The sequence below is a fragment of the Roseovarius aquimarinus genome (assembly GCF_043661195.1).
In the GTDB taxonomy this organism is placed as follows: Bacteria; Pseudomonadota; Alphaproteobacteria; order Rhodobacterales; family Rhodobacteraceae; genus Roseovarius; species Roseovarius aquimarinus.
The window spans coordinates 258,864-285,564 of the sequence record NZ_JBIHMM010000002.1 but is presented as its reverse complement, the minus strand read 5'-3'; the positions used below and the strand labels follow the sequence as shown (position 1 = coordinate 285,564).

Annotated in this window: 25 protein-coding genes and 2 tRNA genes; 19 read left to right on the top strand and 8 right to left on the bottom strand. The window is 67.9% G+C overall.

All coding sequences use genetic code 11. The features are described from left to right. The first annotated feature begins 31 nt into the window (after positions 1–31). The 9 genes from fabF to ACGRVM_RS08745 all read left to right on the top strand — a co-directional run bounded on the left by fabF (position 32) and on the right by ACGRVM_RS08745 (position 7,663). Positions 32–1,291 (top strand): beta-ketoacyl-ACP synthase II, encoded by a 1,260-nt coding sequence (fabF, locus tag ACGRVM_RS08785; RefSeq protein WP_377170774.1) that lies wholly within the window; start codon positions 32–34, stop codon positions 1,289–1,291. Then, the gene (gene mltG / locus ACGRVM_RS08780; RefSeq protein ID WP_377170776.1) at positions 1,291–2,448 is read left to right on the top strand and encodes an endolytic transglycosylase MltG; all 1,158 of its coding nucleotides are present in this window, start codon (positions 1,291–1,293) and stop codon (positions 2,446–2,448) included. Before fabF ends, mltG begins: the two co-directional genes overlap by 1 nt. Positions 2,449–2,541: 93 nt before the next feature. Further along, positions 2,542–4,332 (top strand): ABC transporter transmembrane domain-containing protein, encoded by a 1,791-nt coding sequence (locus ACGRVM_RS08775; RefSeq protein ID WP_377170778.1) that lies wholly within the window; start codon positions 2,542–2,544, stop codon positions 4,330–4,332. Between the two features lie 98 nt (positions 4,333–4,430). After that, positions 4,431–5,315: a carbon-nitrogen hydrolase family protein gene (locus ACGRVM_RS08770; protein WP_377170780.1), complete on the top strand. Its 885-nt coding sequence runs from the start codon at positions 4,431–4,433 to the stop codon at positions 5,313–5,315. A 108-nt stretch (positions 5,316–5,423) separates the two neighbouring features. Continuing rightward, positions 5,424–5,642: a translation initiation factor IF-1 gene (gene infA / locus ACGRVM_RS08765; protein WP_005978431.1), complete on the top strand. Its 219-nt coding sequence runs from the start codon at positions 5,424–5,426 to the stop codon at positions 5,640–5,642. A gap of 82 nt (positions 5,643–5,724) precedes the next feature. Next, on the top strand, positions 5,725–6,315 hold the full coding sequence (locus ACGRVM_RS08760; RefSeq protein ID WP_377170782.1) for a Maf family protein: 591 nt from the start codon (positions 5,725–5,727) through the stop codon (positions 6,313–6,315). Then, positions 6,312–7,331, top strand: a complete 1,020-nt coding sequence (locus ACGRVM_RS08755) for a ribonuclease E/G (protein ID WP_377170784.1) — start codon at positions 6,312–6,314, stop codon at positions 7,329–7,331. The genes ACGRVM_RS08760 and ACGRVM_RS08755 overlap by 4 nt, the downstream gene beginning before the upstream one ends. Beyond that, on the top strand, positions 7,328–7,510 hold the full coding sequence (locus ACGRVM_RS08750; protein ID WP_377170786.1) for a DNA gyrase inhibitor YacG: 183 nt from the start codon (positions 7,328–7,330) through the stop codon (positions 7,508–7,510). The genes ACGRVM_RS08755 and ACGRVM_RS08750 overlap by 4 nt, the downstream gene beginning before the upstream one ends. Positions 7,511–7,588: 78 nt before the next feature. Further along, a tRNA-Phe gene (locus ACGRVM_RS08745) sits at positions 7,589–7,663 on the top strand. Between the two features lie 105 nt (positions 7,664–7,768). Here ACGRVM_RS08745 and ACGRVM_RS08740 read toward each other — a convergent pair. Then, positions 7,769–8,614 (bottom strand): GIY-YIG nuclease family protein, encoded by an 846-nt coding sequence (locus ACGRVM_RS08740; RefSeq protein WP_377170788.1) that lies wholly within the window; start codon positions 8,612–8,614, stop codon positions 7,769–7,771. A 216-nt stretch (positions 8,615–8,830) separates the two neighbouring features. Here ACGRVM_RS08740 and ACGRVM_RS08735 point away from each other — a divergent pair, with 216 nt between their 5' ends. The 6 genes from ACGRVM_RS08735 to ACGRVM_RS08710 all read left to right on the top strand — a co-directional run bounded on the left by ACGRVM_RS08735 (position 8,831) and on the right by ACGRVM_RS08710 (position 14,429). Continuing rightward, positions 8,831–9,919, top strand: a complete 1,089-nt coding sequence (locus tag ACGRVM_RS08735; RefSeq protein ID WP_377170790.1) for a LacI family DNA-binding transcriptional regulator — start codon at positions 8,831–8,833, stop codon at positions 9,917–9,919. 4 nt (positions 9,920–9,923) lie between these two features. Continuing rightward, on the top strand, positions 9,924–10,919 hold the full coding sequence (locus ACGRVM_RS08730; protein WP_377170792.1) for an ABC transporter substrate-binding protein: 996 nt from the start codon (positions 9,924–9,926) through the stop codon (positions 10,917–10,919). Positions 10,920–10,989: 70 nt separating this feature from the next. Next, a complete protein-coding gene (locus tag ACGRVM_RS08725) occupies positions 10,990–11,793 on the top strand; it encodes an ABC transporter permease (RefSeq protein WP_377170794.1) in 804 nt (267 codons plus the stop codon). A gap of 4 nt (positions 11,794–11,797) precedes the next feature. Continuing rightward, on the top strand, positions 11,798–12,586 hold the full coding sequence (locus tag ACGRVM_RS08720; RefSeq protein WP_377170796.1) for an ABC transporter permease: 789 nt from the start codon (positions 11,798–11,800) through the stop codon (positions 12,584–12,586). Continuing rightward, positions 12,583–13,761, top strand: coding sequence for an ABC transporter ATP-binding protein (locus tag ACGRVM_RS08715; RefSeq protein WP_377170798.1), 1,179 nt, complete (start codon positions 12,583–12,585; stop codon positions 13,759–13,761). The genes ACGRVM_RS08720 and ACGRVM_RS08715 overlap by 4 nt, the downstream gene beginning before the upstream one ends. Further along, the gene (locus tag ACGRVM_RS08710; RefSeq protein WP_394624053.1) at positions 13,647–14,429 is read left to right on the top strand and encodes a phosphodiesterase; all 783 of its coding nucleotides are present in this window, start codon (positions 13,647–13,649) and stop codon (positions 14,427–14,429) included. Before ACGRVM_RS08715 ends, ACGRVM_RS08710 begins: the two co-directional genes overlap by 115 nt. A gap of 39 nt (positions 14,430–14,468) precedes the next feature. Here the strand turns inward: ACGRVM_RS08710 and ygfZ are convergent, their stop codons facing one another. Next, entirely contained in the window at positions 14,469–15,212 is a 744-nt protein-coding gene (gene ygfZ, locus ACGRVM_RS08705; protein WP_377170800.1) for a CAF17-like 4Fe-4S cluster assembly/insertion protein YgfZ, read from the bottom strand. 70 nt (positions 15,213–15,282) lie between these two features. Here ygfZ and ACGRVM_RS08700 point away from each other — a divergent pair, with 70 nt between their 5' ends. Both ACGRVM_RS08700 and ACGRVM_RS08695 read left to right on the top strand, forming a co-directional pair. Continuing rightward, positions 15,283–15,954, top strand: a complete 672-nt coding sequence (locus ACGRVM_RS08700; RefSeq protein ID WP_377170802.1) for a TIGR04283 family arsenosugar biosynthesis glycosyltransferase — start codon at positions 15,283–15,285, stop codon at positions 15,952–15,954. A gap of 91 nt (positions 15,955–16,045) precedes the next feature. Then, positions 16,046–16,119: transfer RNA gene (locus tag ACGRVM_RS08695), tRNA-Gly, on the top strand. Between the two features lie 8 nt (positions 16,120–16,127). On the opposite strand, the gene ACGRVM_RS08690 is transcribed toward ACGRVM_RS08695, so the two are convergent. The 5 genes from ACGRVM_RS08690 to ACGRVM_RS08670 all read right to left on the bottom strand — a co-directional run bounded on the left by ACGRVM_RS08690 (position 16,128) and on the right by ACGRVM_RS08670 (position 22,616). Next, a complete protein-coding gene (locus ACGRVM_RS08690; RefSeq protein WP_377170804.1) occupies positions 16,128–17,438 on the bottom strand; it encodes an NAD(P)/FAD-dependent oxidoreductase in 1,311 nt (436 codons plus the stop codon). A 74-nt stretch (positions 17,439–17,512) separates the two neighbouring features. Continuing rightward, positions 17,513–18,076 carry a sarcosine oxidase subunit gamma gene (locus ACGRVM_RS08685; RefSeq protein WP_377170806.1) on the bottom strand — a complete coding sequence of 188 codons (564 nt, stop codon included), beginning with the start codon at positions 18,074–18,076 and terminating at the stop codon, positions 17,513–17,515. Then, positions 18,069–21,017, bottom strand: coding sequence for a sarcosine oxidase subunit alpha family protein (locus tag ACGRVM_RS08680; protein WP_377170808.1), 2,949 nt, complete (start codon positions 21,015–21,017; stop codon positions 18,069–18,071). Before ACGRVM_RS08680 ends, ACGRVM_RS08685 begins: the two co-directional genes overlap by 8 nt. After that, positions 21,014–21,301: a sarcosine oxidase subunit delta gene (locus ACGRVM_RS08675; RefSeq protein ID WP_377170810.1), complete on the bottom strand. Its 288-nt coding sequence runs from the start codon at positions 21,299–21,301 to the stop codon at positions 21,014–21,016. Before ACGRVM_RS08675 ends, ACGRVM_RS08680 begins: the two co-directional genes overlap by 4 nt. 64 nt (positions 21,302–21,365) lie before the next feature. Beyond that, positions 21,366–22,616, bottom strand: coding sequence for a sarcosine oxidase subunit beta family protein (locus tag ACGRVM_RS08670; protein ID WP_377170812.1), 1,251 nt, complete (start codon positions 22,614–22,616; stop codon positions 21,366–21,368). A gap of 81 nt (positions 22,617–22,697) precedes the next feature. Here ACGRVM_RS08670 and ACGRVM_RS08665 point away from each other — a divergent pair, with 81 nt between their 5' ends. Continuing rightward, positions 22,698–23,666: a GlxA family transcriptional regulator gene (locus ACGRVM_RS08665; RefSeq protein WP_377170814.1), complete on the top strand. Its 969-nt coding sequence runs from the start codon at positions 22,698–22,700 to the stop codon at positions 23,664–23,666. A gap of 3 nt (positions 23,667–23,669) precedes the next feature. On the opposite strand, the gene dapA is transcribed toward ACGRVM_RS08665, so the two are convergent. Further along, positions 23,670–24,545: a 4-hydroxy-tetrahydrodipicolinate synthase gene (gene dapA, locus ACGRVM_RS08660; protein ID WP_377170816.1), complete on the bottom strand. Its 876-nt coding sequence runs from the start codon at positions 24,543–24,545 to the stop codon at positions 23,670–23,672. 159 nt (positions 24,546–24,704) lie between these two features. On the opposite strand from dapA, the gene ACGRVM_RS08655 reads away from it, so the two are divergent. Further along, positions 24,705–26,690: a lytic transglycosylase domain-containing protein gene (locus ACGRVM_RS08655; protein ID WP_377170818.1), complete on the top strand. Its 1,986-nt coding sequence runs from the start codon at positions 24,705–24,707 to the stop codon at positions 26,688–26,690. Positions 26,691–26,701: the final 11 nt, after the last annotated feature.

The following is a 26,701-nucleotide window of genomic DNA, read 5'->3' as shown; positions in this document are numbered from 1 at the left end:
CGGAAAAGAATTTCGTGGAAAGGGGCAGCAGATGCGCCGTGTCGTCGTAACAGGCCTTGGACTGGTCACACCGCTTGCCTCGGGCGTCGAGGAAACCTGGAGCCGCCTTCTGGACGGCCAATCGGGGGCCGGACCCATCACGCGGTTCGATCCGGTCAACGTGCAGACCAAATACGCCTGCGAAGTGCCGCTCGGCGACGGAACGGACGGCACCTTCAATGCCGACGCCTACATGGAGCCGAAGGAGCGCCGCAAGGTCGACGACTTCATCCTCTACGGGGTCGCCGCCGCGCAACAGGCGGTCGAGGATGCGTGCTGGATGCCCGAGGACGAGGAGGCGCGCGAGCGCACCGGCGTCATGATCGGCTCGGGCATCGGCGGTCTGCGCTCGATCGAGGAGACGACGCTCATCATCCGCGACAAGGGTGTGCGGCGCGTGTCGCCCTTCTTCATTCCCGGCGCGCTCATCAACCTCATCTCGGGGCAGGTGGGCATCCGCTACGGCTTCAAGGGTCCGAATCATTCGGTCGTCACCGCCTGCTCGACCGGCGCGCATGCCATCGGCGATGCCGCGCGTCTCATCATGTTCGGCGATGCCGACGTGATGATCGCGGGCGGCGCCGAGGCGGCGATCTGCGAGATCGGGATCGCGGGCTTCAACGCCTGCAAGGCGCTCTCCACCAAACGCGCGGACGATCCCAAGGCCGCGAGCCGGCCCTATGACACCGACCGCGACGGCTTCGTCATGGGCGAGGGCGCGGGCATCGTCGTGCTCGAGGAATACGAGCACGCCAAGGCGCGCGGCGCCAAGATCTATGCCGAGGTTCTGGGCTATGGCCTCTCGGGCGACGCCTATCACATCACCGCGCCCAGCGAGGACGGCGATGGCGGCTTCCGTGCGATGAAGATGGCTCTGGGCCATGCGGGCCTCGATCCCGCGCAGGTCGATTACATCAACGCGCATGGCACCTCGACGATGGCCGACACGATCGAATTGAAGGCGGTCGAGCGGCTTCTGGGCGACGCGGCCTCGAAGGCGACGATGAGCTCGACGAAATCCGCGACGGGGCACCTTCTGGGCGCGGCGGGCGCGATCGAGGCGATCTTCTCGATCCTGGCGATCCGCGATCAGGTGGCCCCGCCCACCATCAACCTCGACAATCCGGCGGTGGAAACCCCGCTCGACCTCGCGCCGAACAGGAAGGTCGCACGCGAGGTGAAGGTGGCGCTCTCGAACAGCTTCGGCTTCGGCGGAACGAATGCGAGCGTCTGCTTCGGTGCGCTCCGCTGATGTGGCGCAATATCGCTTCCTCCGCGCTCAGCTTTCTAGTCGTGGTCGTCTTTCTGCTCGGCGGCGTCATCGTCTGGGGGCAGAACACCTATAACTCGGCGGGCCCGTCGGACGCGCCGGTCTGCCTGCGGGTCGATCGCGGCGCATCCATGCGCGACGCGTCGGCCAGCCTCGCCGAACAGGGCGCGATCTCGAGCCCGGTGATTTTCCGCATCGGCGCCGATTACGCCGGCAAGTCGGGCGATCTGAAGGCCGGAAGCTGGCTCATCCCCGAGGGCGCGACGATGGGCGAGATCACCCGCATCATCACCCGCGGCGGCGCCAGCACCTGCGGCACCGAAATCGTCTATCGCATCGGCGTCAACGATCAGGAAGTCGAGCTGCGCGAGCTCGATCTCGAGACGAACCGATATGTCGAGAAGGCCGCCTATGATCTGGCCGAGGAGGAGGCGCCCGCCGTCTTCGAGGAGGTGCGCGGCCAGGCCGACACCCGTTTCCGCGTCGCCGTGGCCGAGGGCACGACGAGCTGGCAGGTCGTCGAGGGGCTGAAATCCGTCGATGTGCTGGAGGGCGAGGTCGCGGAGGTTCCCGCCGAGGGAACGCTCGCGCCCGACAGCTACGAGGTGGCGCGCGGCGATACCCGCGCGAGCCTGATCGAGCGCATGACCGAGGCGCAGGAGGTCATCGTCGCCGCCGCCTGGGCGAGCCGTGCCGAGGGTCTGCCGCTCGAGAACGAGGACGAATTGCTGATCCTCGCGTCGATCATCGAGAAGGAAACCGCCGTCGCCGAAGAGCGCCGGCAGGTGGCGAGCGTCTTCGAGAACCGCCTGCGCCGGGGCATGCGCCTTCAGACGGACCCGACGGTGATCTACGGCATCACCGAGGGCAAAGGCGTTCTTGGCCGGGGCCTGCGCGCGAGTGAGCTGCGCGCCGCGACGCCCTGGAACACCTATGTCATCGAAGGCCTTCCGCCGACGCCCATCGCCAATCCGGGCCGCGCCAGCATAGAGGCGGCGGTCGATCCGGCGGTCACGGACTACGTCTTCTTCGTGGCCGACGGCACCGGGGGGCATGCCTTCGCCGAGACGCTGGACGAGCACAACGCCAATGTCGCGCGCTGGCGCGCCATCGAGGCCGAGCGCAACCAGACGGAGTGAGCCGGACGCGCTGCGGCGAATGGGCGCTTGACCGCCCTGCGCGCGGGGGTCAAGAACGGGCCGCGATCCCGACCCGACCGACAGGAGCGAGCCATGGCCCGAAGCGGAGCAAGCAGCGCGGAACTGCGTGATCGAGACCCCTCGAAGCGCATCGGTGCGCTCGCTGCGCTCGGCCCGTTTCTCATGCCCTACAAAGCGCTCATGGCCGCCGCCGGTCTCGCGCTTTTCCTGACGGCGGCCGTGTCGCTGACGCTGCCGCTGGCCGTGCGCCGGGTGATCGACAATTTCAGCGTCGAGAACGGCGAGATCCTCGATCGCTATTTCATGGGTGCGCTGATAATCACCGCGCTGCTCGCCATCGGCACGGGCCTGCGCTATGCGCTTGTGACCAAGCTGGGCGAGCGGGTGGTGGCCGATATCCGCCGCGCCGTTTTCGACCGTGTGATCGCCATGAGCCCGGTCTTTTTCGAGCGCATCATGACCGGCGAGGTGCTGAGCCGGATCACGACCGACACGACGCTGATCCTCAGCGTGATCGGCTCGTCCATCTCGATCGCGCTGCGCAACGCGCTCATCTTCGTGGGGGGGCTCGCGCTGATGCTGGCGACCTCGCCCAAGCTGACGGGGCTGGTGCTGCTGATCGTGCCGCTCATCATCGTTCCCATCATGACGCTGGGCCGCAAGCTGCGGCGCCTCAGCCGCGACAATCAGGACTGGATCGCCGAAAGCTCGGGCAAGGCGTCCGAGGCGCTGCTGAGCGTGCAGGCGGTGCAGGCCTTCACCCACGAGACCGCGACCCGCGCGGATTTCGCAGACGCGACCGAGCGCAGCTATGCCTCCGCGCGCGAGCGCATCCGCGTGCGCGCGATGATGACGGTGATCGTGATCTTCCTCGTCTTCACCGGCGTCGTCTGCGTCCTCTGGATCGGGGCGCGCGACGTGCGCGGCGGCGACATGAGCGCGGGCTCGCTGGTGCAGTTCGTTATCTATTCCGTGATGGTCGCGGGCGCCGTGGGCGCGCTTTCGGAGATCTGGGGCGAGCTTCAGCGCGCGGCGGGCGCGACCGAGCGCCTGGTCGAGCTTCTCAACAGCGACGATCCGGTGCAGGATCCCGCGGCGCCCGCGGCGCTGCCCGCGCGCGTGACGGGCGATATCCGCTTCGAGGGCGTCGATTTCGTTTATCCCGCGCGGCCCGACGTGCCGGCGCTTCACGGCTTCGATCTGCATATCGAGGCGGGTGAGACGGTGGCGCTCGTCGGCCCCTCGGGGGCGGGCAAGACGACGGTGATCCAGCTTCTCCAGCGGTTCTACGATCCGGTCGCGGGGCGGGTGCTGCTCGACGGCGTCGCGCTCTCGGACATGCGGCGCGATGCCTTTCGCCGCGTGATGGCGCTCGTGCCGCAGGACCCGGTGATCTTCGCCGCCACGGCGCGCGAGAACATCCGCTTCGGGCGGCTCGATGCGAGCGATGCCGAGGTCGAGGCCGCCGCGCGCACCGCCGCCGCGCATGATTTCATCATGAACCTGCCGGAAGGCTATGACAGTCAGGTGGGCGAGCGTGGCGTGATGCTTTCGGGCGGGCAGAAACAGCGTATCGCCATCGCCCGCGCGATCCTGCGCGACGCGCCGGTCCTGCTGCTCGACGAGGCGACGAGCGCGCTCGATGCCGAGAGCGAACGCGCGGTGCAGGAGGCGGTGGACCTTCTGGCCAAGGGCCGCACCACGATCATCGTCGCGCATCGCCTCGCCACGGTGAAGAAAGCGGGCCGCATCGTCGTAATGGAGGCGGGCCGCATCGTCGCGACCGGCACCCATGACAGCCTCGTGGCCGAGGACGGCCTTTATGCGCGGCTCGCGCGGCTCCAATTCACCGGCAGCGCCTGACCTCGGCGGCCGAGCCATGAGTATTTTCGCCAAGATGAACCCGGGGCGGTGCGCGCCGGGTCTGGCAGCGGCGCGGCGGGGCTGGTAGAGTCGGCTGCATGAAAATAGCCACCGCCGCATACCCGCTCGATCCGCTGCCCGACTGGGCAGCGTTCAAGACCAAGCTGACCGACTGGGTGGCGAATGCCGCCGGGCAGGGGGCGGAGCTTCTGGTCTTCCCCGAATATGGCGCGCTCGAGCTGTCGATGCTCGCGGGGCCGGACGTGGCGGGCGATCTCGAGGGGTGCTTGCGGGCGACATCGGACCTGATGGGCGATGTCGACGATCTTCACGCCGATCTCGCGGCGCGCTACGGCGTCCATATCCTCTCGGCCTCTGCGCCGGTCTTCGACGAGGCCTTCGGCGCGCGCCCGGTCAACCGCACGACCCTCTTCGCCCCCGGCGGCGGGCGCGGCGTTCAGGACAAGCAGATCATGACCCGCTTCGAGCGTACGCCCTGGGACGTGGTGGGCGGCGGCAACCTTCGGGTCTTCGACACCGCGCTGGGCAAGATCGCGATTCTCATCTGCTATGACAGCGAATTCCCGCTCCTCGCCCGCGCCGTGAGCGAGGCCGAGCTTCTGCTGGTCCCGTCCTGCACCGACACGCTGGCCGGCTACAGCCGGGTGCGCATCGGCTCGATGGCCCGCGCGCTCGAGGCGCAATGCGTGAGCGTCATGTCCTCGCTCGTGGGCGAAGCGCCCTGGTCGCCCGCCGTGGACGTCAATGTCGGCATGGGCGGCATCTTCGGGCCGCCCGATCACGGCTTCCCGCCGACCGGCGTGATCGCCGAAGGCGTGATGAACCGGCCCGGTTGGACCATCGGCGAGGTGGATCTCGCGCGTGTGGCCGATGTGCGGGCCGATGGCGGCGTTCTCAACCGCGCGCATTGGACCGATCAGGCGGGGCGCGAGGGCGCGCCGGCGATGGTCCCGCTGCGCTGAGGCACGCCCCCGCGCCAGGGCGACAATAGCCCTTGAAAAAGACGGGGAATGAGGCCATTTAAGGCGCTGTTCCGCCGCAGCGCGGAAATTACCGCTTTAGGAGACCACATGGCCAAGGAAGATACGCTCGAATTTCCCGGTGTCGTCAAGGAACTCCTGCCGAATGCGACATTCAGGGTCGAGCTGGAAAACGGCCATGAGATCATCGCACATACGGCAGGCAAGATGCGCAAGAACCGCATCCGCGTTCTCGCAGGTGACAAGGTGCAGGTCGAGATGACCCCCTATGATCTGACCAAGGGCCGGATCAACTATCGTTTCAAGTAACGGCCAGGCATCGCTTGGCCGCGCGCGCGATCGCGGCCCGCTTGCGGGCGGGCGGACGCGCGGTGCAGACAGCCCGGGTGCCATGACTGAGACGCCGACCTCCCCCCGCCTCGTCCTCGGCTCGGCCAGCCCGCGCCGCCGCGATCTTCTGGCCCAGATCGGCATCGTGCCCGATGCCATTCGCGCGCCCGAGATCGACGAGACCCCCGCCAAGGCCGAATTGCCGCGTTCCTATTGCATCCGCATGGCGCGCGAGAAGGCGTATGCGCTCCAGGCAGGCGCGGACGAGATCGTCCTCGCGGCCGACACGACCGTCGCGCTCGGCCGCCGCATCTTGGGCAAACCCGCCGATGCCGCCGAGGCCGAGGCGTTTCTGCGCGCCTTGTCGGGGCGCCGCCACAGCGTCATCACCGCCGTCGCGCTGCGCCGGGGCGACCGGCTCTGGCAGCGCGACGTGCTCACCAAGGTGCGCATGAAGCGTCTCTCGGAGGCCGAGATCGCCGCCTATCTCGCGACAGGCGACTGGCAGGGCAAGGCGGGCGGCTATGGCATTCAAGGCCCCGCCGCCGCGTTCATCCCCTGGATCGCGGGCTCGCATGCGGCGGTCGTCGGACTGCCGCTGGCCGAGACCGCCACATTGCTCGCCGCCGCGGGCTGGAGGAAAGACGCATGAGCCGTGAGACCATCGTTCTGGATCATCTCGGCCCGCGCGAGGCCGCCGCGCGCCTCGTCGCCGGCCGGCTCGAGGATGTGCTGATCGACGGGGATGCGCCGCGCGTCGGCACGATCTACCGCGCGATCTGCGAGCGGCCCGTGAAAGGGCAGGGCGGCATGTTCCTGCGCACGCCCGACGGGCCAGCCTTCCTGCGCCAGGTGCGCGGCCTCGCGCCCGGCCAGCCGCTCCTTGTGCAGGTCACCGGGCAGGCCGAGCCGGGCAAGGCACTGCCGGTGACGCAGAAGATCCTCTTCAAGTCCCGCTACGCCATCGTCACGCCCGATGCGCCCGGCCTCAACATCAGCCGCCGGATCAAGGATGACGACCGCCGCGATGTGCTGATCCAGATAGCCCGAAGCGAGATGGAGGGCGCCGAGATGGGCCTCATCCTGCGCTCCTCCTGCCTCGATACCGATGACGGCGAGATCGCAGAGGACATTCGCGCCATGGCCGATCTTGCCGCGACCGTGATGGCCGATGCCGAGGGTGAGGCCGAGGTCCTGCTCGAGGGCGACGGCCCGCACCAGCTCGCCTGGCGCGACTGGAGCGCGCCCGCGGATGTCGTGACCGAGCCGGGCGGCTTCGAGGCCGAGGGCGTGCTCGATCAGCTCGATCTTCTGGCCGGCGCGCATGTGCCGCTGGCCGCGGGCGCCGCGATGTATGTCGAGCCGACCCGTGCGCTCGTCGCCGTCGATGTGAATACCGGCGCAGACACCAGCCCCGCCGCGGGCCACAAGGCCAATCTCGCCGCCGCGCGCGAGCTTCCGCGCCAGCTGCGCCTGCGCGGCCTCGGCGGGCAGATCACGCTCGATCTCGCGCCGATGGCCAAGAAGGACAGGCGCCAGTTCGAGGATGCGCTGCGCGCGGCTTTCCGCGCCGACACGGGCGAGACGGCGCTCGTCGGCTGGACGCCGCTCGGCCATTACGAGCTGCAAAGAAAGCGCGACCGCGCCCCGCTCGAGTGGCCGCTATGAGCTGCCCGATCTGCCGAAAACCCGTGGATCCGGCGCACCGCCCCTTCTGCTCGAAACGCTGCGCCGACCTCGATCTCGCCCGCTGGCTGGGCGGCGGATACGCCATCCCTTCGGACGATCCGGAAGACATCGAAGCCGCGATCGAGGCCGCCGAGGCCGAGCTTCGAAAACAGCGCTGAAAAAGTTGCCAAAGCCTCTGGACAGCGCCTAACCCCTCGCCTAGAACGCCCTCACCCGAACGCCAAGGCGTTCCCGATGCCCGGGTAGCTCAGGGGTAGAGCAGTGGATTGAAAATCCTCGTGTCGGTGGTTCGATTCCGCCCCCGGGCACCACATTAGCAAGCATGAGTTTGACCCTACGAACCTGCGCTCTGTTCTATGGCAATGGTCGATGTGGATACTGGACGCACGCCCTTGCGGACAGCCCCTTGCACCAGTTCAATTGGCGTTCAACCCATGCGCCCTCGCCCCGAGTTTTTCCTTCCATGCGGCTTCTCGGGCGATGATCTCGGTCGGCGACATGTCCGGGGACGCCGTTTCGAGTATCGACACCTGAAAATCGCGCTGATCCGCCGCGAGCGTCGTCAGCTCGCGGTTTCCGCCATGTCCGTTCGACGCGTAGACACTCCAGCGTCCCCAGAAACCGCCGGTGCCATAGGCCGAGCCGACATATTGGCGTCCATCGGGCGTCGCCAGCAGATAGACACCACCAACGCTCGCGAGTGCGCCTTGCCAGCTTTGCGGTAGGAAACGGAGCGAACTCAGATGCTCGTGGAAGCGCGCGAATCCGGGAAACGGCTCCTCGCGCGCATCGAGACGCAACTCGAGAATGTCTTTGTGTTTGCCGTGCGCCCATTGCGACCATGATCGCGTTCCAGCCCCCCAATCGATCAGAATACGCTCGACATAGGGTCGGCACGCGGGGCACCAGGTCAAATCGAAGAGGTCGAGGGCGTCCGGGCTCGACCGCTCCTGTGCGAGCACCTCCGCATCCTGGGCGAGCGGCGGCTCCCTGCGGTCCCAAGGCCGTCGGTTGCGGACCTCCGTGGCGCCGATAAAGAGCGCCGTCGCCCTTCCGTTCAGCACCGGGCCCGCGATGAAGTGACAGGCGTGAGACGGATCCCCACGATAAGGAGAGTTCGCCTGCGTTTGGATCGACGCGAAGCATAGAAACGCGTCGGGTCCGCGCCTCCAACTCCCCGAGCCGCGCGCGTCATGGCGGAGCAGGCGCGTGCGCGCCGGATCGAGTCCGCATCGCTCGAGAAACTCGTGAAATCGAAACACTGGCGATACCTTTCAGCGCGCATGCTTGCCGAAACGCGCCCGAGGGGTCAACGCAGTTGGAGACCTCGAGTGGTCAGGTCATCGCGATGCGCGTGGGTCTCGATCTGGGTGCTCCTCATCTCCGATGCGCTCTCCCACACCGCCTCATCCCCCTGTCACATTCCTGTAGGGAATCACCTGTATCTCTTGTGGAAACGTTTCCACAAGGATCGTGGCATGGATGCTCGCCAGAAAATCACGATCAAGGATGTCGCCCGGCGCGCCGGCTGCGGGATCGCGACGGCGAGCCGTGTGTTGAACCGGTCCGGGCCGGCGAGCGCGGAGGTGCGTGCGCGGGTCGAGAGCGCGGCGGATGCGCTCGGGTTTTCCTTCAGCGCGATGGGGCGGGCCTTGCAGGGCGGACGCAGTATGACCATCGGCTGCCTCGTGCCGTCGCTGGCCAACCCCGTCTTCGCCGAGGCGGTGCAGGGCGTGCAGGAGGCGCTGTCGGGATCGGGCTACCAGCTTCTCATCGCCAGCTCGAATTACGACGGCGAGGCCGACAACGACGCGATCGCGACGCTCGTCGCCAAGGAAGTGGACGGTGTGATCGTCACGATGGTCGCGCCCGAGAAGAGCGCGGCGCTGAGCGACGCGCGCGGCAGGGGGCTGCCGGTGTCGCTGATGTTTCACGACCCGATCGACGGTTTCGTGACCGCCCACGTGGACAATTTCACCGCCGCGCGCGAGGTGGCGCGGCGCTTCGCCGATCTCGGGCACCGGCACACGGCCTTCCTGTCGCTGCGCTTTTCCAGCTCGGACCGCTCGCGCAACCGCTATGCGGGGTTCCGCGCCGAATGCGCGGCGCGGGGTCTGCCGGACCCCGTGCTGATCGAGCTGGGCGAGCTCGAGGCCGACCGGCCCGAGCTCTTGGCGGACAGCTTCGCGTCCCTGAAAGACGTGACGGCGCTTTTCGCGTCGAACGATTTTCTGGCGATCGCGGTGCAGAAGGCCGCCCGGCTGATGGGCAAGAGCGTGCCGCAGGATCTTTCGGTCGTCGGCTTCGACGGGATCGAGATCGGACGGCTTCTCGAGCTGCCGCTCGCCACGATCGAGACGGCCCCGCACGCGATGGGCCGGCAGGCCGCACAGACGCTTCTGGAGATGCTGCAAGGGAAGGCCTGCGTTCAGCGGCCGCCCTTGCCCTTCGATTTCCGCGCGGGGGCCACGCTTGCCCGCCCGCGCGCGGAAAGCCGCGACGACGACCAGGGTACCGCCTGGCCGCCGTCTGTTCCCTCGCTGAAGATCGCTCAAAAACAAGGATGAACACATGAAACATACTGCCCTCTCGGCACTTTTCGCAACCGCGATCGCCGCTCCGGCGATGGCGGAGGACGCCATCTGCTACAACTGCCCGCCGCAATGGGCGGATTGGGCCTCGATGCTCGAAGCCATCGACGAAAATCTCGGCATCAAGATGCCGCATGACAACAAGAACTCGGGCCAGACGCTCAGCCAGCTTCTCGCCGAGCGCGCGAGCCCGGTCGCCGATGTCGCCTATTACGGCGTGACGACCGGCATCAAGGCCGGCAGCGAAGGCGTGGTGCAGCCCTACAAACCCGCGGGCTTCGACGAAATCCCCGAGGGTCTGAAGGATCCCGAGGGGAACTGGTTCGCCGTGCATTACGGCACGCTCGGCCTTTTCGTGAATGTCGATGCGCTGGGCGGCGCGCCGGTCCCGCAATGCTGGGCCGATCTGACGGATGAGCAATATCGCGGCATGGTCGGCTATCTCGATCCGTCCTCGGCCTTCGTGGGCTATGCCGGCGCGGTCGCTGTCAATCTCGCCAATGGCGGCGATCTGACGAATTTCGATCCCGCCATCGCCTATTTCAACGAGCTTGGCGCGAACGATCCCATCGTGCCCAAGCAGACCTCCTACGCGCGGGTGGTCTCGGGCGAGATCCCGATCCTTTTCGACTACGATTTCAACGCCTATCGCGGGAAATACGAGGAGGACGGGAATTTCGAATTCGTTCTGCCCTGCGAGGGCTCCGTGCGCGTGCCCTATGTCATGAGCCTTGTCGCCGGCGCTCCGAACGAGGATGCGGGCAAGCGCGTTCTGGACTTCATCCTCTCGGACGAAGGCCAGGCGATCTGGACCAACGCCTATCTTCAGCCCGCCCGCCCGGTCGAGCTGCCCGCCGAGGTCAAGGAGAAGTTCCTGCCGGCGTCGGATTACGAGCGCGCCGTCGCGGTGGATTATGCCGAAATGGAGCGCGCGCAGGCCGGCTTCGGCGATCGCTACCTGAACGAGGTTCAGTAACCCTCAAGGATCCTCGGGCCGGGCAGGGGTGCATCCTTGCCCGGCCGCGGGCCCCATCGGAGCCGACGCGGTGAGCCAACGCACTTTCCTGACCTTCTGCCTGCTGCCGCTGGCGATCTTCACGCTGGCCTTTCTCGCGATCCCGCTGGGGCGGCTCATCCTCGCCTCGAGCGAGAGCGGCGATGGCTGGGGCATCTACCTGAGAATTCTGCAAACGCCGCGCTATCTGTCGACGCTCCTTCAGACCGTCCTTGTGTCGCTGGCCGTCACTGGAACCGCGCTCGCCATCTCGACCATCGCGGGGCTCTTTCTGGTGCGCAACCGCTTTGCCGGGCGCAATGTCCTGCTGTCGATCCTCACCTTGCCGCTCGCCTTTCCGGGCGTGGTCGTCGGCTTCATGATCATTCTGCTGGGCGGGCGCCAGGGCCTCGTCAATCAGCTTCTGCCGGGGCATTGGGTCTTCGCCTATTCGATCACCGGGCTTTTTCTGGGCTATCTCTATTTCTCGATCCCGCGGGTGCTGCTGACCGTCATGGCCTCGGCCGAGAAGATCGACCCGGCGCTGGAAGAGGCGGCGCGGACATTGGGCGCACCGCCCCATCGCATCGTCCTCGACGTGCTCCTTCCGGCGCTCGCACCCGCGCTGATCGCGGCCGGGGCCATCGCCTTCGCGACCGCGATGGGCGCCTTCGGCACGGCTTTCACGCTCGCCACCGATATCGATGTGCTGCCGATGGTGATCTACACCGAGTTCACGCTCTCGGCCAACATCGCCATGGCCTCGGCCCTGTCGGTCATGCTGGGGCTGGTGACCTGGGCGCTTCTTCTGATCGCGCGCAGCCTGTCGGGCGACACCGTCGCGGCAGGGGGCTGAGCCGATGAGACCCGTCCTCAAGGCCCTGCCGCTCGCCGTCACCCTGCTGGCCTGCGCCTTCCTTTTGATCCCGATCGTCCAGTCGGTGCTCGCAGGGCTGACGGTGAATTACTTCCGGGGCGTCTCTTCGGGCCTCACGCTGAAATGGGTCGGCCAGGTCTGGGAGCTTTATGCCTCGAGCATCTTCCTCTCGATCTGGCTCGCGCTGGCCTGTCTCGTGGTCACGCTGATCCTCGGGGTGCCCACGGCCTACGCGCTGGCGCGCAATCCCGGCCGGGCATCGCGCGTTCTCGAGGAATTCATCTCGCTGCCGCTGGCCATTCCGGGCCTCGCGCTCGCGCTCGCGCTTCTCCAGCTCTACGGCTCGCTTCAGGGCTTTCGCACCAGTTGGAGCTTCATCCTTGTCGGGCATGTGCTCTACACGATGCCCTTCATGGTGCGCTCGGTGCTGTCGGTGCTCGCGGCGATCGACCTCAAGACGCTCGAGGAGGGCGCGGCATCGCTCGGCGCGGGGCCGGCGCGGCGCTTCGTCGACATCGTGGTTCCCAACGCGCTGCCCGGCATTCTCGCCGGCTCGCTGACCGTCGTCACCCTCTCGATCGGGGAATTCAACCTGACATGGATGCTGCACACCCCCTATCTCAAGACGCTGCCCGTGGGGCTGGCCGACAGCTATGCGTCGATGCGGCTCGAGGTCGCGTCGGCCTACACGCTGGTCTTCTTCGTGATGATCGTGCCGCTTCTGATGGCCATGCAATGGGCCAGCGCCCGCGCTCAAAGGATCATGCAATGACGTTGATGCTCGCCAATATCGCCAAGACGTTTCCGGGCGGCGTGCGCGCGCTTCACAGCACCGATCTCGAGATCGCGCGGGGCGAGATCGTCGCGCTGCTCGGCCCGTCGGGATGCGGCAAGTCCACGCTTCTGCGCATCGTCGCGGGCCTCGAGACGCCCGATCCGGGCGCGCGGATCGTCTTCGATGGCGAGGATCTGACGCGGCAATCGGCCGAAACCCGAAAGATGGGCATGGTTTTCCAGTCCTACGCGCTCTTTCCCAACATGTCGGTGCGCGGCAACATCGGCTACGGCCTCAAGATGCAGAAGCTGCCGAAGCCGGAGATCGCGCGGCGCGTGGACGAGGTGATCGCGCTCTGCCGTCTCGAAGCCTATGCGGACCGCGCGATCACGGCCCTCTCGGGCGGCCAGCGGCAGCGGGTCGCGCTGGCCCGCGCGATGGCGCCGCGGCCTCGGGTTCTTCTCCTCGACGAGCCGCTCTCGGCGCTCGACGCCGCGCTGCGCGGCCAGTTGCGCACGGAACTGGCGCTCTTGCTGCGAGACTTCGGGATCACCGCGATTTTCGTCACGCATGATCAGGACGAGGCGATGGCCATCGCCGACCGCGTTGCCGTGATGAGCGAGGGCCGCGTCGCGCAGATCGGCACGCCCGAGGCGCTCTATCGCAAGCCCGCCACCGGCTTCGTCGCGCGGTTCGTGGGGAACGCGATGCCCCTGCCGGGCCGGATCGAGGGGGGCCGCCTGCATCTGCGCGGCGGAACGCTGATCCTCCCCAAGGGTGCGGGCGGGCAGGAGGTGCTGGTGCGCGCCGAGGATATCCGCGTCGATCCGGATGGCCCGCTCGCGGCACGCATCGACGCGGTGACCTTTCTCGGCACGCATTACCGCCTCACTCTCTCGGGCGCGGCCGAGGAGCCGCTGCATGCCCTCCATTCGGGGCTGAGCGCGCCCGAGACGGGATCGGAGGTCCGCTTGTCCATCGCGCCTGAGGCACTTCTGATCCTGCCCAAGGGAGAGACCGCCTTATGTCCGGCTTCATCCTCATCACGGATACGCATATCGTCGCGCCCGGCGCGCTGGCCTATGGACGCTCGGACACCGCCGGGGCGCTGCGCCGCGCGATCGATACGATCAACGCGAAGCTGCCGCTGCTGGGCAAGATTCAATGCGTGATCGTCACGGGCGATCTGACCGATCACGGAACGTCCGAGGAATATGCGCATTTCGCCGAGCTCATGACACCGCTTGCGCTGCCGTGGCTGGCCGTGCCCGGCAATCACGACGCGCGCGGTGCGATGCGTGCGGCCTTCGTCGCCGCGCCCTGGATGCCCGAGGCCGGTCCGATCCACTGGATGCGTGACTTCGGCCCCTTCGCCGCCATCGGTCTCGATACGTTGCGCGAGGGTGCCCATCACGGCGAGCTTTCGCGCGACGGCCTCGAGTTCCTGCGCGCGTCGCTTGCGCGCATCGGCGCGCGCCCCGTGGTCGTCTGCACGCATCATCCGTGGATGCATTCCGGCATTCCGGCGATGGATGCCGACAATCTGCGCAACGGCGCCGAAATGATAGCGCTGCTCGAGGACCATCCCGCGCCGGTGCGCATGCTCTCGGGCCATGTCCACCGCGCCGTCACCGGCCAGATCGGGCGCGTGGTCTGCCAGATCGCGCCCGCGACCTGTCACGCCGTCCTGACCGATCACCGGGCGGAAGAGGCGCCGCAGCTCGTGCTCGAGCCCGCCGCCATCACGGTCTGCCGATGGCTGGAGGCGCCTGCGCCGACCCTCGTGACGGATGTCATCCCATCGGGCAGCCATTCCGGCCCGTGGCCTTTCACCGACTGATCCGCGAAGGGGCCGCGAAGGGGCCGCGCGGGCCCCGGATCATGCCTCGGCGGCGCCCTCCTGCCGGAGAACCCGCGCGCCCTCGGCCTCCATCGGGCCGCTCGCGCGGTCGAAGCGCAGATAGGCGATGGCGCGCCCGCCCGCGCGCGTGTGGAGCGTGCCGACGGGCTTGCCCTCGGCGGTGATCGGCGTGCCGGGTTCGGCGTCGCCCTCGACGCTCACCGTGGCGAGACCCTTGCGCAGCTCGGTCTTGTGCTTCATGCGGGCGGTCACTTCCTGCCCGACATAGCAGCCCTTGCGGAAATCGACGCCGTTCAGCCGCCCGAAACCGGCCTCGAGGATGAAGGTGTCGGGCGTGAGCTCGATGCCGGTCTCGGGGATGCAATGCGCGACCCGGAGCGCGTCCCAATCGGTGCCGTCATCGCCCGCCTCGCTCCCGTAGAGCCGCCAGCCGAGATCCGGGTGGCGCGGATCGGCCAGCGCGCCCTCGGGAGCCGGGCCGGTGCCGCGGCGCAGCGTCAGATCCGTCTCGGAGATCTGCACATCCGCGCGCAGGCGATACATGTTGAGCCGCTGGACGAGGCCCGGCGCGACACCGGCATCGGCGTCGAGATGCAGGATGCCGCCACGCTCGAAGACGAAGAAATCGGCCAGATACTTGCCCTGCGGGGTCAGCATCGCGGCATAGACGAGGCCATCGCGCGCCTTGGCCACATCGTTCGTGACCAGCCCTTGCAGGAAACTGGCCGCATCGGCGCCGGTGATCTGGTGAATGGAGCGCATGGCTGCTACCTCTCTTGGCGTTACGCCCACCATATAGGCGCGGGCGGGCGGCGGCGACAGGGGGGGGGACATGCGCGCAAGACTATCCGTGATCGTGCCGGTCCTCGACGCCGAAGGCGCGCTGCCGCGCCTGCTGCCCGGTCTCATGGAGGGCGTCGAGGCGGGTCTGATCCGCGAACTCGTCCTTTCGGACGGCGGCTCTCGCGACAAGACGGCCGAGATCGCGGAGGAGATCGGCGCGGTCTGGCTCACGGGGCCCGCCTCGCGCGGCGGGCAGCTGCGCCGGGGCGCCGAGGCGGCGGGGGGCGCGTGGCTCCTCTTTTTGCATGCCGACAGCCAGTTGCCGCGCGGCTGGAGCGAAACCGTCCTCGCGCAGATGGCCGAAGGGCGCCCCGCCGCCTTCCGCCTCGGCTTCGACGCGGGCGGCGTTCCTGCAAGGCTGGTGGCGGGATGGGCCAACCTGCGCTCGCGCATCTTCCGTCTGCCTTACGGCGATCAAGGCCTTCTCATCCCGCGCGCTCTGTATGACGCGGTGGGCGGCTATGACGACATGCCGCTGATGGAGGACGTCGCCATGGCGCGCAAGCTGGGCCGGCGCCTCGATCTGATGCCCGTGATCCTGCGCACCGGGGCCGGGCGGTATCTGCGCGAGGGCTGGATGCGGCGCGGCGCGCGCAATCTCTGGCTCCTGCTGCGCTATCTGGGCGGCGCCGATCCCGAGGCGCTGCGGCGGCGCTACTGAGCCGTGCGGATTTTTGCGTCCCATCCCGCGCCCCGCGCTTGCACCGCGCGGCCGGGCGCGGTAATCACGGCGATGCCGGACGCGGCCCTGAGCGGGCGTTGTGTAATGGTAAGACCTCAGCCTTCCAAGCTGATGATACGGGTTCGATTCCCGTCGCCCGCTCCAATCATTCCCTAACGAGACCGCCGGCTTTCGGCCCAATCCACGGCGCTGCGGTACCACAGGTTCGCGGCATGAAGGAAATGCGGCTTCTGCGTCGGATGAAGCCAATGCCGGGTGAGATGCGTGGCCGCATAGCCCGTGCGCCCGCGCGAATCGCCCATCGCGCGATAGGCGGCCTTGGCGCCGAGCCACGGCGCCATCACCGTCCCCGAACCCGAATAGCCCATGGCATGATGCAGGCCCCGGTCCTCGCCCACATTGGGCATGTGGGTGAAGCTGTAGCCGGTATGGCCGCGCCAGGAATGGCTGATGCGCGTGCCCTCGAGTTCGGGCCAGATCTCGCACATCGTCCGGCGCAGGCGCCGCGCGGCGGTCTCGGGCGGGACGTTCACCATCGACGCGCGCCCGCCGAAGAGAATGCGGCTGCCATCGGGCGAGATGCGGAAATAGCTGTGCCGCGCGCGGGTTTCGACCATCATCCGGCGGCCCGGCGCGAGGTGGCCAATGAGGTTCGCCGCCAGCGGCTCGGTGGCGATGATGTAGCTGGGCAGGGCGAAGACGCGCGATGCGTGCCAAGTGAATGGCTTCGCCGTATAGCCGTTCGTGGCGAGCAGCACCTTCTGCGCCGTGATGCGACCGCGCGGCGTGGTGGCGGCGAAGGTGGTGCCGGTGCGCTCGAGCGCGGTGACGGGGCAATGGGCGATCACCGGAATGCCGCGCGCCTGAACCGCACGCATGAGGCCCTGATGGAATTTGGCCGGCTGAATGCCGCAATGCTCGTCGAAGACGATGCCGCCGAAATAGCGCTCGGTGGCGATCTCCTGCGTGAGGCGCTCGCGCGGCATGATATGCGCCCGGACGCGGCTTTTCTCGGCCAGCGTCTGTGCCAGCGCCTTCTGGGTCTCGAAATGCCTGGAGGTCCATGCAAGCTGGATGCGGCCCGTCTGCTGTAGATCGCAGTCGATCCCCTCGCGGGCGATCAGATCCTTGGCCCAGTCGAGCGCGTCGGAGGCTTCGGCGAAGAGAGCGTCCGCCACCTCGGCGCCGAACCCTTTTTGCAGCGTGGACCACCCGAGGCGCGGATGCGCGCCGAACATGCCGCCATTGCGCGTGGACGCGCCCTTGCCGGGATCCAGCGCATCGACCACCGCGACGCGCGCGCCGCAATCATGTGCCGCGAGCGCCGCCGAGAGGCCGGTATAGCCGCCGCCGATCACGAGCAGATCGCAGGCCTCCGGCAGATCGCCTTCGGGCGCGGCCCAGTCGAGGCCGTCCCACCAATAGGGGCGGCCGGGGCTTGCATCATCGGTCCAGAGCGTCATGGCGGGCCTCGGTCTTTTGCCCGACGCTGCGCGCGAATCCGGGCGAAATCAAGAGCCGGACCCGCGCGCCCGGCTCAGCTCACGTTCTTGGCCGAAACCTCGACCGCATGCGCGAAGGACTTGGCCGAGGAGCTGGCCGAAAGAAGCAGATACGCCTCTTCGCCGGTGCGCAGCACGATCGCGCCCATATGTTCCATGACCGTGCGCGCGAGGGCATTCACGGCGAAGACATCGGGGTGCAGATCGACGGGGCAGATCCGCTCGAGCGCGCGGCGCGCGCCCGGGCCGCTGATCTCGAGCGCGCACCAGGCATCCGTCTGATCGGTCGTGTAGGCCGCGCCGCCCAGCTTGGCCGCGACATGTGGCTCGGCATCGGGCGTGGCGCGCGTCATCAGCACGAAGGCCTGATCGAGGCCGAGGCGCACAAGGCGCACGTCCTTGGCGGCGGCCGAAAGGCCCACATCGGGCAGCGCGGCGCCGAAGGCGGATTTGATCGCCGTCTTGGCCGCATCCTCGCCGCCGAGCGGCAGCGCTATGGAGACGATGGCCAGATCCTTGGGCGCGCTCAGCCGGATGTCGCCGAAGCTGCGGTCATACCCGGCCAGGGGCGGGGCCGCTGTAAGAGTGAAATCAGGCACGCAGACGCTCTCCTTCGGGGTCGATGAAATGGGCCGAGACGATCTCGACCTCCATCTCGGTGTCGTGGACCGGGCTGACGGCGCGGACGATCTCGCCCATGCGCGTATCGCCGGACTTGATGAAGCCGAGGCCGATGGAATGGCCGAGGCTGGGCGAGAAGGCGACCGACGTCATCCAGCCCTGATCGTTCTCCATGTTCGCCTCGTCGCCCTTGGCGATGAAATGCGAGCCCGCGATGAGCTTCACGCTGCGATCCACGGGACGGAAGCCGACCAGCTTGACCGCATCGTCACGCATCATCTCGGGGCGGCGCGAGAGGACGGCGCCGATGCTGTCCTTCTTGTCGCTGACCATGCGGCCCATGCCGAGATTATGCGCCGTGGTGCGCCCGTCGAGCTCGTTGCCCGCCGCGTGGCCCTTCTCGATCCGCATCACGCCGAGCGCCTCGAGACCGTAGGGGCAGGCACCGAATTCCTCGCCCGCCTTGACCAGCGCCTCCATCATGGAATTGCCGTAACGCGCGGGCACCGCGATCTCGTAGGCCAACTCGCCCGAGAAGGAGATGCGGAAAAGCCGCGCGGGCGTGCCGCCGCAGACGCTCACCTCGCCGCAGGCCATGAAGGGGAAGGCCTCGTTCGAGATGTCGTGATCCTGGTCCACGATCTTCCGCAAAAGATCGCGCGCCCTGGGGCCGGCCACGGCGAATTGCGCCCAGGCATCGGTGGTCGAGATCAGATGCACGTCGAGATCGGGCCAGAGGCACTGGCGCGCGAATTCGAGCCGGCGGAAGACCAGCACCGCGTTGGCGGTGGTCGTCGTCATCACGTAGTGGTTCTCGCCCATGCGCGCGGTGGTGCCGTCATCGTAGCAGATGCCGTCCTCGCGCAGCATGATGCCATAGCGCACGCGGCCCACGGCCAGCTTGGCGAAGCCGTTGGCATAGACGCGGTTCAGGAACTCGGCGGCGTCGCGGCCCTGCACGTCGATCTTGCCCAGCGTGGTCACGTCGCAGATACCCGCGTTCTGGCGAGTGTTCAGCACCTCGCGGTCGACGCTGTCGCGCCAGCCCTTCTCCGAGCCCTTCACGAACCATTGCGCCCGCAGCCAGTTGCCGACCTCGACAAAGCTCGCGCCGTTCGCCTTGGCCCATTCGTGGCTGGGTGTCAGGCGGTAGGGGCGGAAATCCTGCCCGCGCGCCCGGCCCGCGAGCGCGCCGAGGGGGATGGGCGTGTAGGGCGGGCGGAAGATGGTCGTGCCGGTGTCCTGAATGGATTTGCCGGTGCATTCGGCCATGATCGCCAGCGCCGAGATATTGGACGTCTTGCCTTGATCGGTCGCCATGCCGGTCGTCGTGTAGCGCTTGAGATGCTCGACCGAGACGAAGCCTTCGCGGTGCGACTGCTTGATGTCCTTGACGGTCACGTCGTTCTGGAAATCCACCCACGCGCGGGTCTTGCCCGAGGGGATATGCCATTTCGCCGCGCCCTCATGGGCCTCGTCCTCGGCCTTGGGGGCCGCCTTGCGGGACGGGGTGAACCCCAGATCCTTGATCTGCGCATTCGCGGCCTTGCGGCCTTCCTCGAGCGCGGCGGCCAGCGTGAGCCTGCCATTCGCGGCGCCCGCGACGACCATGCCCTGCGGAAGATCGCGCCCGGGCACGAATGCGTTGATCGCCTCGTTCCAGGTGGGGCGCCCGCGCTGATGGCAGGTCAGGTGCACGTTCGGGTTCCAGCCGCCCGAGACGGCGAGGCAATCGACGTCGATCATCTGCCCGTCGGTCAGCGTGATCCGCTTGAGCGCCCTGCGGCCAGCCGTATCGACCACGCCCGCGCCGCGCACATGGCGCGCGCCGGGAATGTCCATGAAGGCGGGCGCATCGCGCGTGTCGATCACCGCACGCACCTCGACGCCCTTGGCGGCCAGATCGGCGGCGGTGCGCCAGCCGTCGTCATTGTTGGTCAGCACGGCGACCTTTTGGCCCGGCGTCACGCCGTAGCGGTTCACATATGTGCGCACGGCCCCGGCCAGCATGATGCCCGGACGGTCGTTGTTGCCGAAGGCGATGGGCCGCTCGGTCGCGCCGGCGGCCAGCACGGCGCGCTTCGAATAGATGCGCCAGAGAACCTGGCGCGGCTTGCCGCCTGACGAGGGCAGGTGATCCGTGCAGCGCTCGAGCGCGCCGTAGACGCCGTGATCATAGGCGCCATAGACCGTGGTGCGCGTCATCAGGCGCACATTGTCCATGGACGCGAGTTCGGCCACGGTCTGCGCGGCCCAGTCGGCGCCCGCCATGCCGTCCACTTCGAGCGTTTCGGCATTGAGGCGTCCGCCGGGCGCGAAATCCTCGTCGGCGAGGATCACCCGAGCGCCGGCACGCGCGCCGGCCAGCGCGGCGGCGAGGCCCGAGGGACCGGCGCCGATCACCAGAAGATCGCAATGCAGGAAACCCTTGTCATAGGTGTCGGGATCCTCCTGCATCGACAGGCGGCCAAGGCCCGCCGAGTGGCGGATCGCCGGCTCGTAGAGCTTCTCCCAAAGGGCGGCGGGCCACATGAAGGTCTTGTAATAAAAGCCCGCGCTGAGGAAGGGCGACATGAGGTCCGTGACCGCCATCAGATCGAATTCGAGCGGGCCGCGATGGTTCTGGCTGGTCGCCGTCAGCCCGTCGAAAAGCTCGGCCACCGTCGCGCGGGTGTTCGGCTCCTGAGCCGCGCCGCTGCGCAGATGCACGAGCGCGTTCGGCTCCTCGCTGCCGGCGGTCAGAATGCCGCGCGGGCGGTGGTACTTGAACGAACGGCCGACCAGCACCTGACCGTTGGCCAGAAGCGCTGAGGCCAGCGTGTCGCCCGCGAGGCCCTGCATGGACTTGCCGTTGAAGGTGAAATTCATCGGCTTCGAGCGGTCGACGAGGCCGCCCTTGATACGGTTCACCTGGCTCATTTGCTGCGCCCTCTTTGCCGCGCCACATCGCGGGCGAGTTCCACCTTCGAAATTTCATGCGTGAGCGTGTCGCGCGTCACCACCAGCCAGCTGCGATCGCCCTGCTCGTGATACCAGAGCTCCTGCATCTGCCCGGCGATGTTGTCGCGCAGATAGCCGTATTCGTAGAAGGCCTCGGCGGCGTCTTCGGCCTGCCAGTCGGGCCGGTCGATCAGGGCCGCGTCGCCCAGATAGATGAATTCGGCGGCGTCGCGCGGGCCGAGAAGGGGGTGGTCGATGATCATGCGGGGCACCTCGGTGCTGATGTCGGAATGTGAGTATTTCTGCCAAGATGAAGCATGGGGCCGCTCAATGGAGGTTGGGCTGGTTTCCCTGGCCCTTCTCGTCGATCATGTGCCCGCGCTTGAACCGGTCGAGGCGCATCTCGCGCGCGACGGGGTGGCTTTGGCCGGTGGCGATCAGATGCGCATAGCACCAGCCCGAGCCGGGCGTCGCCTTGAAGCCGCCATAGCACCAGCCGCCGTTGAAATAGAGCCCGTCGATATGGGTGCGGTCGATGAAAGGCGAGCCGTCCATCGACATGTCCATGACGCCGCCCCAGCTGCGCAGAAGGCGCGCGCGCCCGATGATGGGCATGATCGCCATGCCGCCCTCTGCCACGTCCTCGACCACCGGAAGGTTGCCGCGCTGGGCATAGGAATTGTAGCCGTCGATATCGCCGCCGAAGACCAGCCCGCCCTTGTCGGACTGGCTGACATAGAAGTGGCCCGCGCCGAAGGTGATGACGCCGGGGATGACGGGCTTCAGCCCTTCCGAGACGAAGGCCTGCAAAACGTGGCTCTCGATCGGCAGGCGCATGCCCGCCTGCGCCGCTACACGGCCCGAGGAGCCGGCGACGCACATGGCGATCTTCTTGGCCTTGATCGGGCCGCGCGAGGTCTGAACGCCCCGGCAGACGCCGTTCTCGATATCGAAGCCGGTGACTTCGCAATTCTGGATGATGTCGACGCCCCGGCTGTCGGCGCCGCGCGCATAGCCCCAGGCGACCGCGTCATGGCGCACCGTGCCGCCGCGCCGCTGGAAGAGGCCGCCCTTGATGGGAAAGCGCGCATTGTCGAAATCGAGGAACGGAAGCTCCGCGCGAAGCTGATCGGCGGTGGCGTATTCGGCATCCGCGCCCGCGAGGAACATCGCGTTGCCGCGCCGGATGAAGGCATCGCGCTGCGCGTCCGAATGCAGAAGGTTCAGGATCGAGCGCTGGGAGACCATCGCGTTGTAGTTGAAATCCTGCTCGAGCCCTTCCCAGAGCTTCAGCGACAGCTCGTAGAAAGGCTCGTTGCCTGGAAGGAGATAGTTCGAGCGGATGATGGTGGTGTTGCGGCCCACATTGCCGCCACCGATCCAGCCCTTTTCCAGCACCGCGACATTGGTGATGCCATGCTCCTTGGCGAGGTAATAGGCCGTGGCGAGGCCGTGGCCGCCGCCGCCGATGATGATGACATCATATTCGGATTTCGGCTCGGGATCGCGCCAGGCGGGCTTCCAGCCCTTGTTGCCGGTCAGGCCTTCCTTGAGGATGCGGAGTGCGGAGTAGCGCATGGGGGGATCTTCCGGTGATCAATGCTCGCGCCCTTCATGACGGTTTCGCGGCGTTTGCACTTTCCTGAAAAGGTCGGATAGATGTCTCTAATGGACACGCCTCTCGATCCCGCCGCCCGGCCCCTGCGAATCGGCATCCTGCCGATCGAGGATTTCGCCGTGATGTCCTATGCCGCCACGGTCGAGCCGTTGCGCGCGGCCAACCTGCTGGCGGGGCGCATGCTCTACGAAGTCGTGCATGTGGGACAGGGCGCGGCGCCGGTGCGAAGCTCGGGTGCGGCGGTGGTGCCGCCGGATGCGCGGGTGGGCGCGGCGCTGAAGCTCGACATGCTCTTCGTCATCGCGGGCGGCGATGTGGGCGCGCATGACGATCCGGGCCTCGCGCGCTGGCTCGCGCGCCTCGCGCGTGAAGGCGTCGCGCTCGGCGGCGTTTCTGGCGGTCCGGTCATCCTCGCCCGCGCTGGGCTGATGGCGGGGCGGCGCATGACGCTGCACTGGGAATATGCCGAGGCGCTGGCCGAAGCCGCGCCCGAGCTGGCGCTAGAGCGCACGCTTTACGTGATCGACCGCGACCGCATGACCTGCGCGGGCGGCACCGCGCCGCTCGACATGATGCACGCGCTGATCGCGCGCGCACATGGCGCGGCTTTCGCGCGGCGCGTCAGCGACTGGTTCATGCATACCGAAGTGCGCCCCTCCATCGGCCCGCAGCGCGCGGGCCTCGCCGAGCGGGTGGGCAGCCACACGCCCGCCATTCTCGATGCGGTCGAGGTGATGGAAAGCCATCTGGCCGATCCGCTGGATCTCGGGCAGCTCGCGGGCATTGCGGGCGTCTCGCCGCGGCAGCTCAATCGCCTCTTTGCCGATCAACTGGGCACGCCCGCCATGCGCTATTACCGCGCGCTGCGGCTGGGCCGCGCGCAGAGCCTTCTGCGCAACTCGTCCATGCCGCTCACGCAGATTGCGCTGGCGACCGGTTTCGCCAATTCATCGCATTTCAGCCGCGCCTATTCGGCGCAGTTCGGCCATCCGCCCTCGCGCTACCGCTGAGGATCAGTTGAGCAGGCCCGCATGGCGCATGGCCTTCTCGATCAGCGCCTTGGTACCCTCGGTCAGCGGCACGAGGGGCGAGCGCACCTCGGGGCTGCACTTGCCCAGAAGCGACATCGCGTATTTGGCGCCGACAAGGCCCGGCTCGGTGAAGATCGCGTGATGCAGCGGCATCAGCCGGTCCTGGATCTTGAGCGCCTCGGCATAGTCGCCGGCAAGGCAGGCGGCCTGCAATTGCGCGCTCAGCTTCGGCGCCGCGTTGGCCGTGACCGAGATGCAGCCCACGCCGCCTTGCGCGTTGAAGCCGTGCGCCGTCGCGTCCTCGCCCGAAATCTGGATGAAATCGGTGCCGCAGGTGATGCGCTGCGCGCAGACGCGCGCGAGATCGCCGGTCGCGTCCTTGACGCCGATGATGCGCGGCAGCTTGGCCAGCTCGCCCATCGTGGCGGGGCTCATGTCCACGGCCGAGCGGCCGGGGATGTTGTAGATGACGATCGGCAGATCGCAGCTGTCATGCGCGGCGGTGAAATGCGCGATCAGCCCGGCCTGCGTCGGCTTGTTGTAATAGGGCGTCACGACCAGCGCCGCATCCGCGCCGACCTTGTGCGCGTGGCGCATGAACGCGACCGTCTCGGCGGTGTTGTTGCTGCCCGCGCCGGCGATCACCGGGATGCGGCCATCCACGGCGCGCACCACCTCCTCCACGACCTGCATATGCTCGTCATGGGTGAGCGTCGGGCTCTCGCCCGTGGTGCCGACCGGCACGAGCCCGTGGCTGCCTTCGGCGATATGCCATTCTACCAGCTTGCCCAGCGTGTCGAAATCCACGGCGCCGTCTTTGAGCGGCGTGACCAGGGCGGGAAGCGAACCTTTGATCATCGTGAACTCCTTGGCTTGGGCTCGGGCGCTTCGGCCCGAAAGGTGGGGGCGGGGCATGGCACGGCGGCGGCATCGGCCCTACATGGCCCGGTGGACGGCGCGCGGGTGCCCGCTTAGACTGCGCCCGTCTATCCTTCGCCTTGATGGGAAATGCAAGACATGTCGCGTCCCCTTTTCGCCGCTCTGATGCTGCTGGGCACAGCCCTGCCGGCCTTTTCCCAAGGCGCCGAGGGGATCGGCGCGGTGCGCCCGCCCCATGCGCTGGCCAGCGCGCTCGACGCAGGCGCGGCAGGACGCTGGGACCGCGCGGCGCAGCTCGCCGCGCGCGAGGGGCGCGTCGCCGGCAAGCTGATCGAATGGGCGCGCCTGCGTTCGGGCGAGGGCACGCTGGAGGAGGTTCTGGCTTTTCTCAACGCGCATCCAGGCTGGCCGGGGCTCGAGCGGCTGCGCGCCCGCTCGCTCGAGGTGCTGGAGGGCGCGGGCGACGCCGAGATCGCGCGGTTCTACGAGGGGGCCGCGCCGCAGACGGGCGAAGGCACGCTGCGCCTTGCCGCCGCACTCGAAGGGCTGGGGCGCGGCGAGGAGGCGCAGAAACTCGTCATCGAGGCGTGGCGCGGCTTCGATCTGAGCACCGAGGAACATACCGAATTTCTCAACGCCTACGGCACGGTCCTTGTGCCGCATCACGCGGCGCGCATGGATATGGCGCTCTGGCGCGGGCTGCGCGACGCCGCCTTGATGATGCCGCTCGTGGACGAGGAGACGCGGCGGCGCGCGGAAATCCGCATGAGCGCCGGAAGCAATCCGGGCGGTCTGGAGGCCCGGATCGCGGCGCTGCCCGAGGCGCTGCAACGCGATCCAGGCATCGCGCATGTCCTTTTCGAGCGCTACATCGCGACCGACAAGCCCGAGCAGGCGATGGACCTCATGCTGCGCCAGAGCCGGATCGAAGACGGTCTGGGCGAGGCGGCGCGCTGGGCCGGATGGCGGCGCAGTTTCGCGCGGCGGATGATGCGGGACGCGCAATATGCGCGCGCCTACGATCTGGCTGCGCATCACCAGCTCGAGGGCGGCGCGGCCTATGCCGATCTCGAATGGCTGTCGGGCTATCTCGCGCTGCGCTTCATGGACGACCCGGCGCTCGCGCTCGATCACTTCCAGCGGCTGCGCGCCGGGGTGGAGACGCCCATTTCGCTGGGGCGCGCGCATTACTGGATCGGGCGCGCGCAGGAGGCGCTGGGCGATCCCGAGGCCGCGCAGATCGCCTATGCGCAGGGCGCGGGCGAGCAGACGAGCTTCTACGGGCTTCTGGCGGCGGAGAAGGCGGGCATGCCCTTCGATCCGGCGCTGGCGGGGGGCGAGACTTTCCCGCCCTGGCGCGAGGCGGCCTTCGTGCGCTCGGACGCGTTCCGCGCCATCGCGCTTCTGGCGGCGGCGGATCAGGTGACGCTGGCCGAATGGTTCGTGACCGCTCTTGCGGACACGCTCGGGCGCGATGATCTGGGCAGCCTCGGCGCGGCGCTCGGCGATATGGGCCAGCCGCATCTTCAGGTGATGTTGGGCAAATCGGCGGCCTCTCGCGGGATCGTCCTGCCCGCGGATTACTACGCGCTGCACCCGATGCAGGAGATGGACCTGCCCGTGCCGATGGAAATGGCCCTCTCCATCGCGCGCCGCGAGAGCGAGTTCGATCACCGCGTCGCCAGCAGCGCGGGGGCGCTCGGGCTGATGCAGGTGCTGCCCGGCACAGCGAGCGACGTGGCGCGCGATCTGGGCATTTCCTACGACCGCGCCGCCGTGCTCGACGATTGGCGCTACAACGCAAGGCTCGGCGCGACCTATCTCGCGCAGATGTCGGAGCGCTTCGGCGGCAATGTCGTGATGATTTCGGCGGCCTACAATGCCGGTCCCGCGCGCCCGCCGCGCTGGATCGAGGAGCGGGGCGATCCGAGGGACGGCACCGGCATGAACGGTCTCGACGTCGTGGACTGGATCGAGTTCATCCCCTTCGACGAGACGCGCAACTATGTGCAGCGCGTGGCCGAGAGCCTGCCGATCTACCGCGCGCGCCTCGGCAAGGAGCCGCACCCGGTCCCCTTCAGCGAGGAATTGACAGGCGCGACCATTCCCTCGTCGCTCGACTGAGGCTTCATCTT

Excerpts from the sequence above, each read along its gene's own strand:
- ACGRVM_RS08680 (WP_377170808.1), bottom strand. The coding sequence starts at position 21,017 with ATGAGCCAGGTGAACCGTATCAAGGGCGGCCTCGTCGACCGCTCGAAG.
- ACGRVM_RS08770 (WP_377170780.1), top strand. The coding sequence starts at position 4,431 with ATGAAAATAGCCACCGCCGCATACCCGCTCGATCCGCTGCCCGACTGG.
- ACGRVM_RS08715 (WP_377170798.1), top strand. The coding sequence starts at position 12,583 with ATGACGTTGATGCTCGCCAATATCGCCAAGACGTTTCCGGGCGGCGTG.
- ACGRVM_RS08730 (WP_377170792.1), top strand. The coding sequence starts at position 9,924 with ATGAAACATACTGCCCTCTCGGCACTTTTCGCAACCGCGATCGCCGCT.
- fabF (WP_377170774.1), top strand. The coding sequence starts at position 32 with ATGCGCCGTGTCGTCGTAACAGGCCTTGGACTGGTCACACCGCTTGCC.
- ACGRVM_RS08670 (WP_377170812.1), bottom strand. The coding sequence starts at position 22,616 with ATGCGCTACTCCGCACTCCGCATCCTCAAGGAAGGCCTGACCGGCAAC.
- ACGRVM_RS08750 (WP_377170786.1), top strand. The coding sequence starts at position 7,328 with ATGAGCTGCCCGATCTGCCGAAAACCCGTGGATCCGGCGCACCGCCCC.
- dapA (WP_377170816.1), bottom strand. The coding sequence starts at position 24,545 with ATGATCAAAGGTTCGCTTCCCGCCCTGGTCACGCCGCTCAAAGACGGC.
- ACGRVM_RS08720 (WP_377170796.1), top strand. The coding sequence starts at position 11,798 with ATGAGACCCGTCCTCAAGGCCCTGCCGCTCGCCGTCACCCTGCTGGCC.
- ACGRVM_RS08665 (WP_377170814.1), top strand. The coding sequence starts at position 22,698 with ATGTCTCTAATGGACACGCCTCTCGATCCCGCCGCCCGGCCCCTGCGA.
- ACGRVM_RS08690 (WP_377170804.1), bottom strand. The coding sequence starts at position 17,438 with ATGACGCTCTGGACCGATGATGCAAGCCCCGGCCGCCCCTATTGGTGG.
- ygfZ (WP_377170800.1), bottom strand. The coding sequence starts at position 15,212 with ATGCGCTCCATTCACCAGATCACCGGCGCCGATGCGGCCAGTTTCCTG.
- ACGRVM_RS08700 (WP_377170802.1), top strand. The coding sequence starts at position 15,283 with ATGCGCGCAAGACTATCCGTGATCGTGCCGGTCCTCGACGCCGAAGGC.
- ACGRVM_RS08755 (WP_377170784.1), top strand. The coding sequence starts at position 6,312 with ATGAGCCGTGAGACCATCGTTCTGGATCATCTCGGCCCGCGCGAGGCC.
- ACGRVM_RS08675 (WP_377170810.1), bottom strand. The coding sequence starts at position 21,301 with ATGATCATCGACCACCCCCTTCTCGGCCCGCGCGACGCCGCCGAATTC.
- infA (WP_005978431.1), top strand. The coding sequence starts at position 5,424 with ATGGCCAAGGAAGATACGCTCGAATTTCCCGGTGTCGTCAAGGAACTC.
- ACGRVM_RS08735 (WP_377170790.1), top strand. The coding sequence starts at position 8,831 with ATGGATGCTCGCCAGAAAATCACGATCAAGGATGTCGCCCGGCGCGCC.
- ACGRVM_RS08655 (WP_377170818.1), top strand. The coding sequence starts at position 24,705 with ATGTCGCGTCCCCTTTTCGCCGCTCTGATGCTGCTGGGCACAGCCCTG.
- mltG (WP_377170776.1), top strand. The coding sequence starts at position 1,291 with ATGTGGCGCAATATCGCTTCCTCCGCGCTCAGCTTTCTAGTCGTGGTC.
- ACGRVM_RS08775 (WP_377170778.1), top strand. The coding sequence starts at position 2,542 with ATGGCCCGAAGCGGAGCAAGCAGCGCGGAACTGCGTGATCGAGACCCC.
- ACGRVM_RS08760 (WP_377170782.1), top strand. The coding sequence starts at position 5,725 with ATGACTGAGACGCCGACCTCCCCCCGCCTCGTCCTCGGCTCGGCCAGC.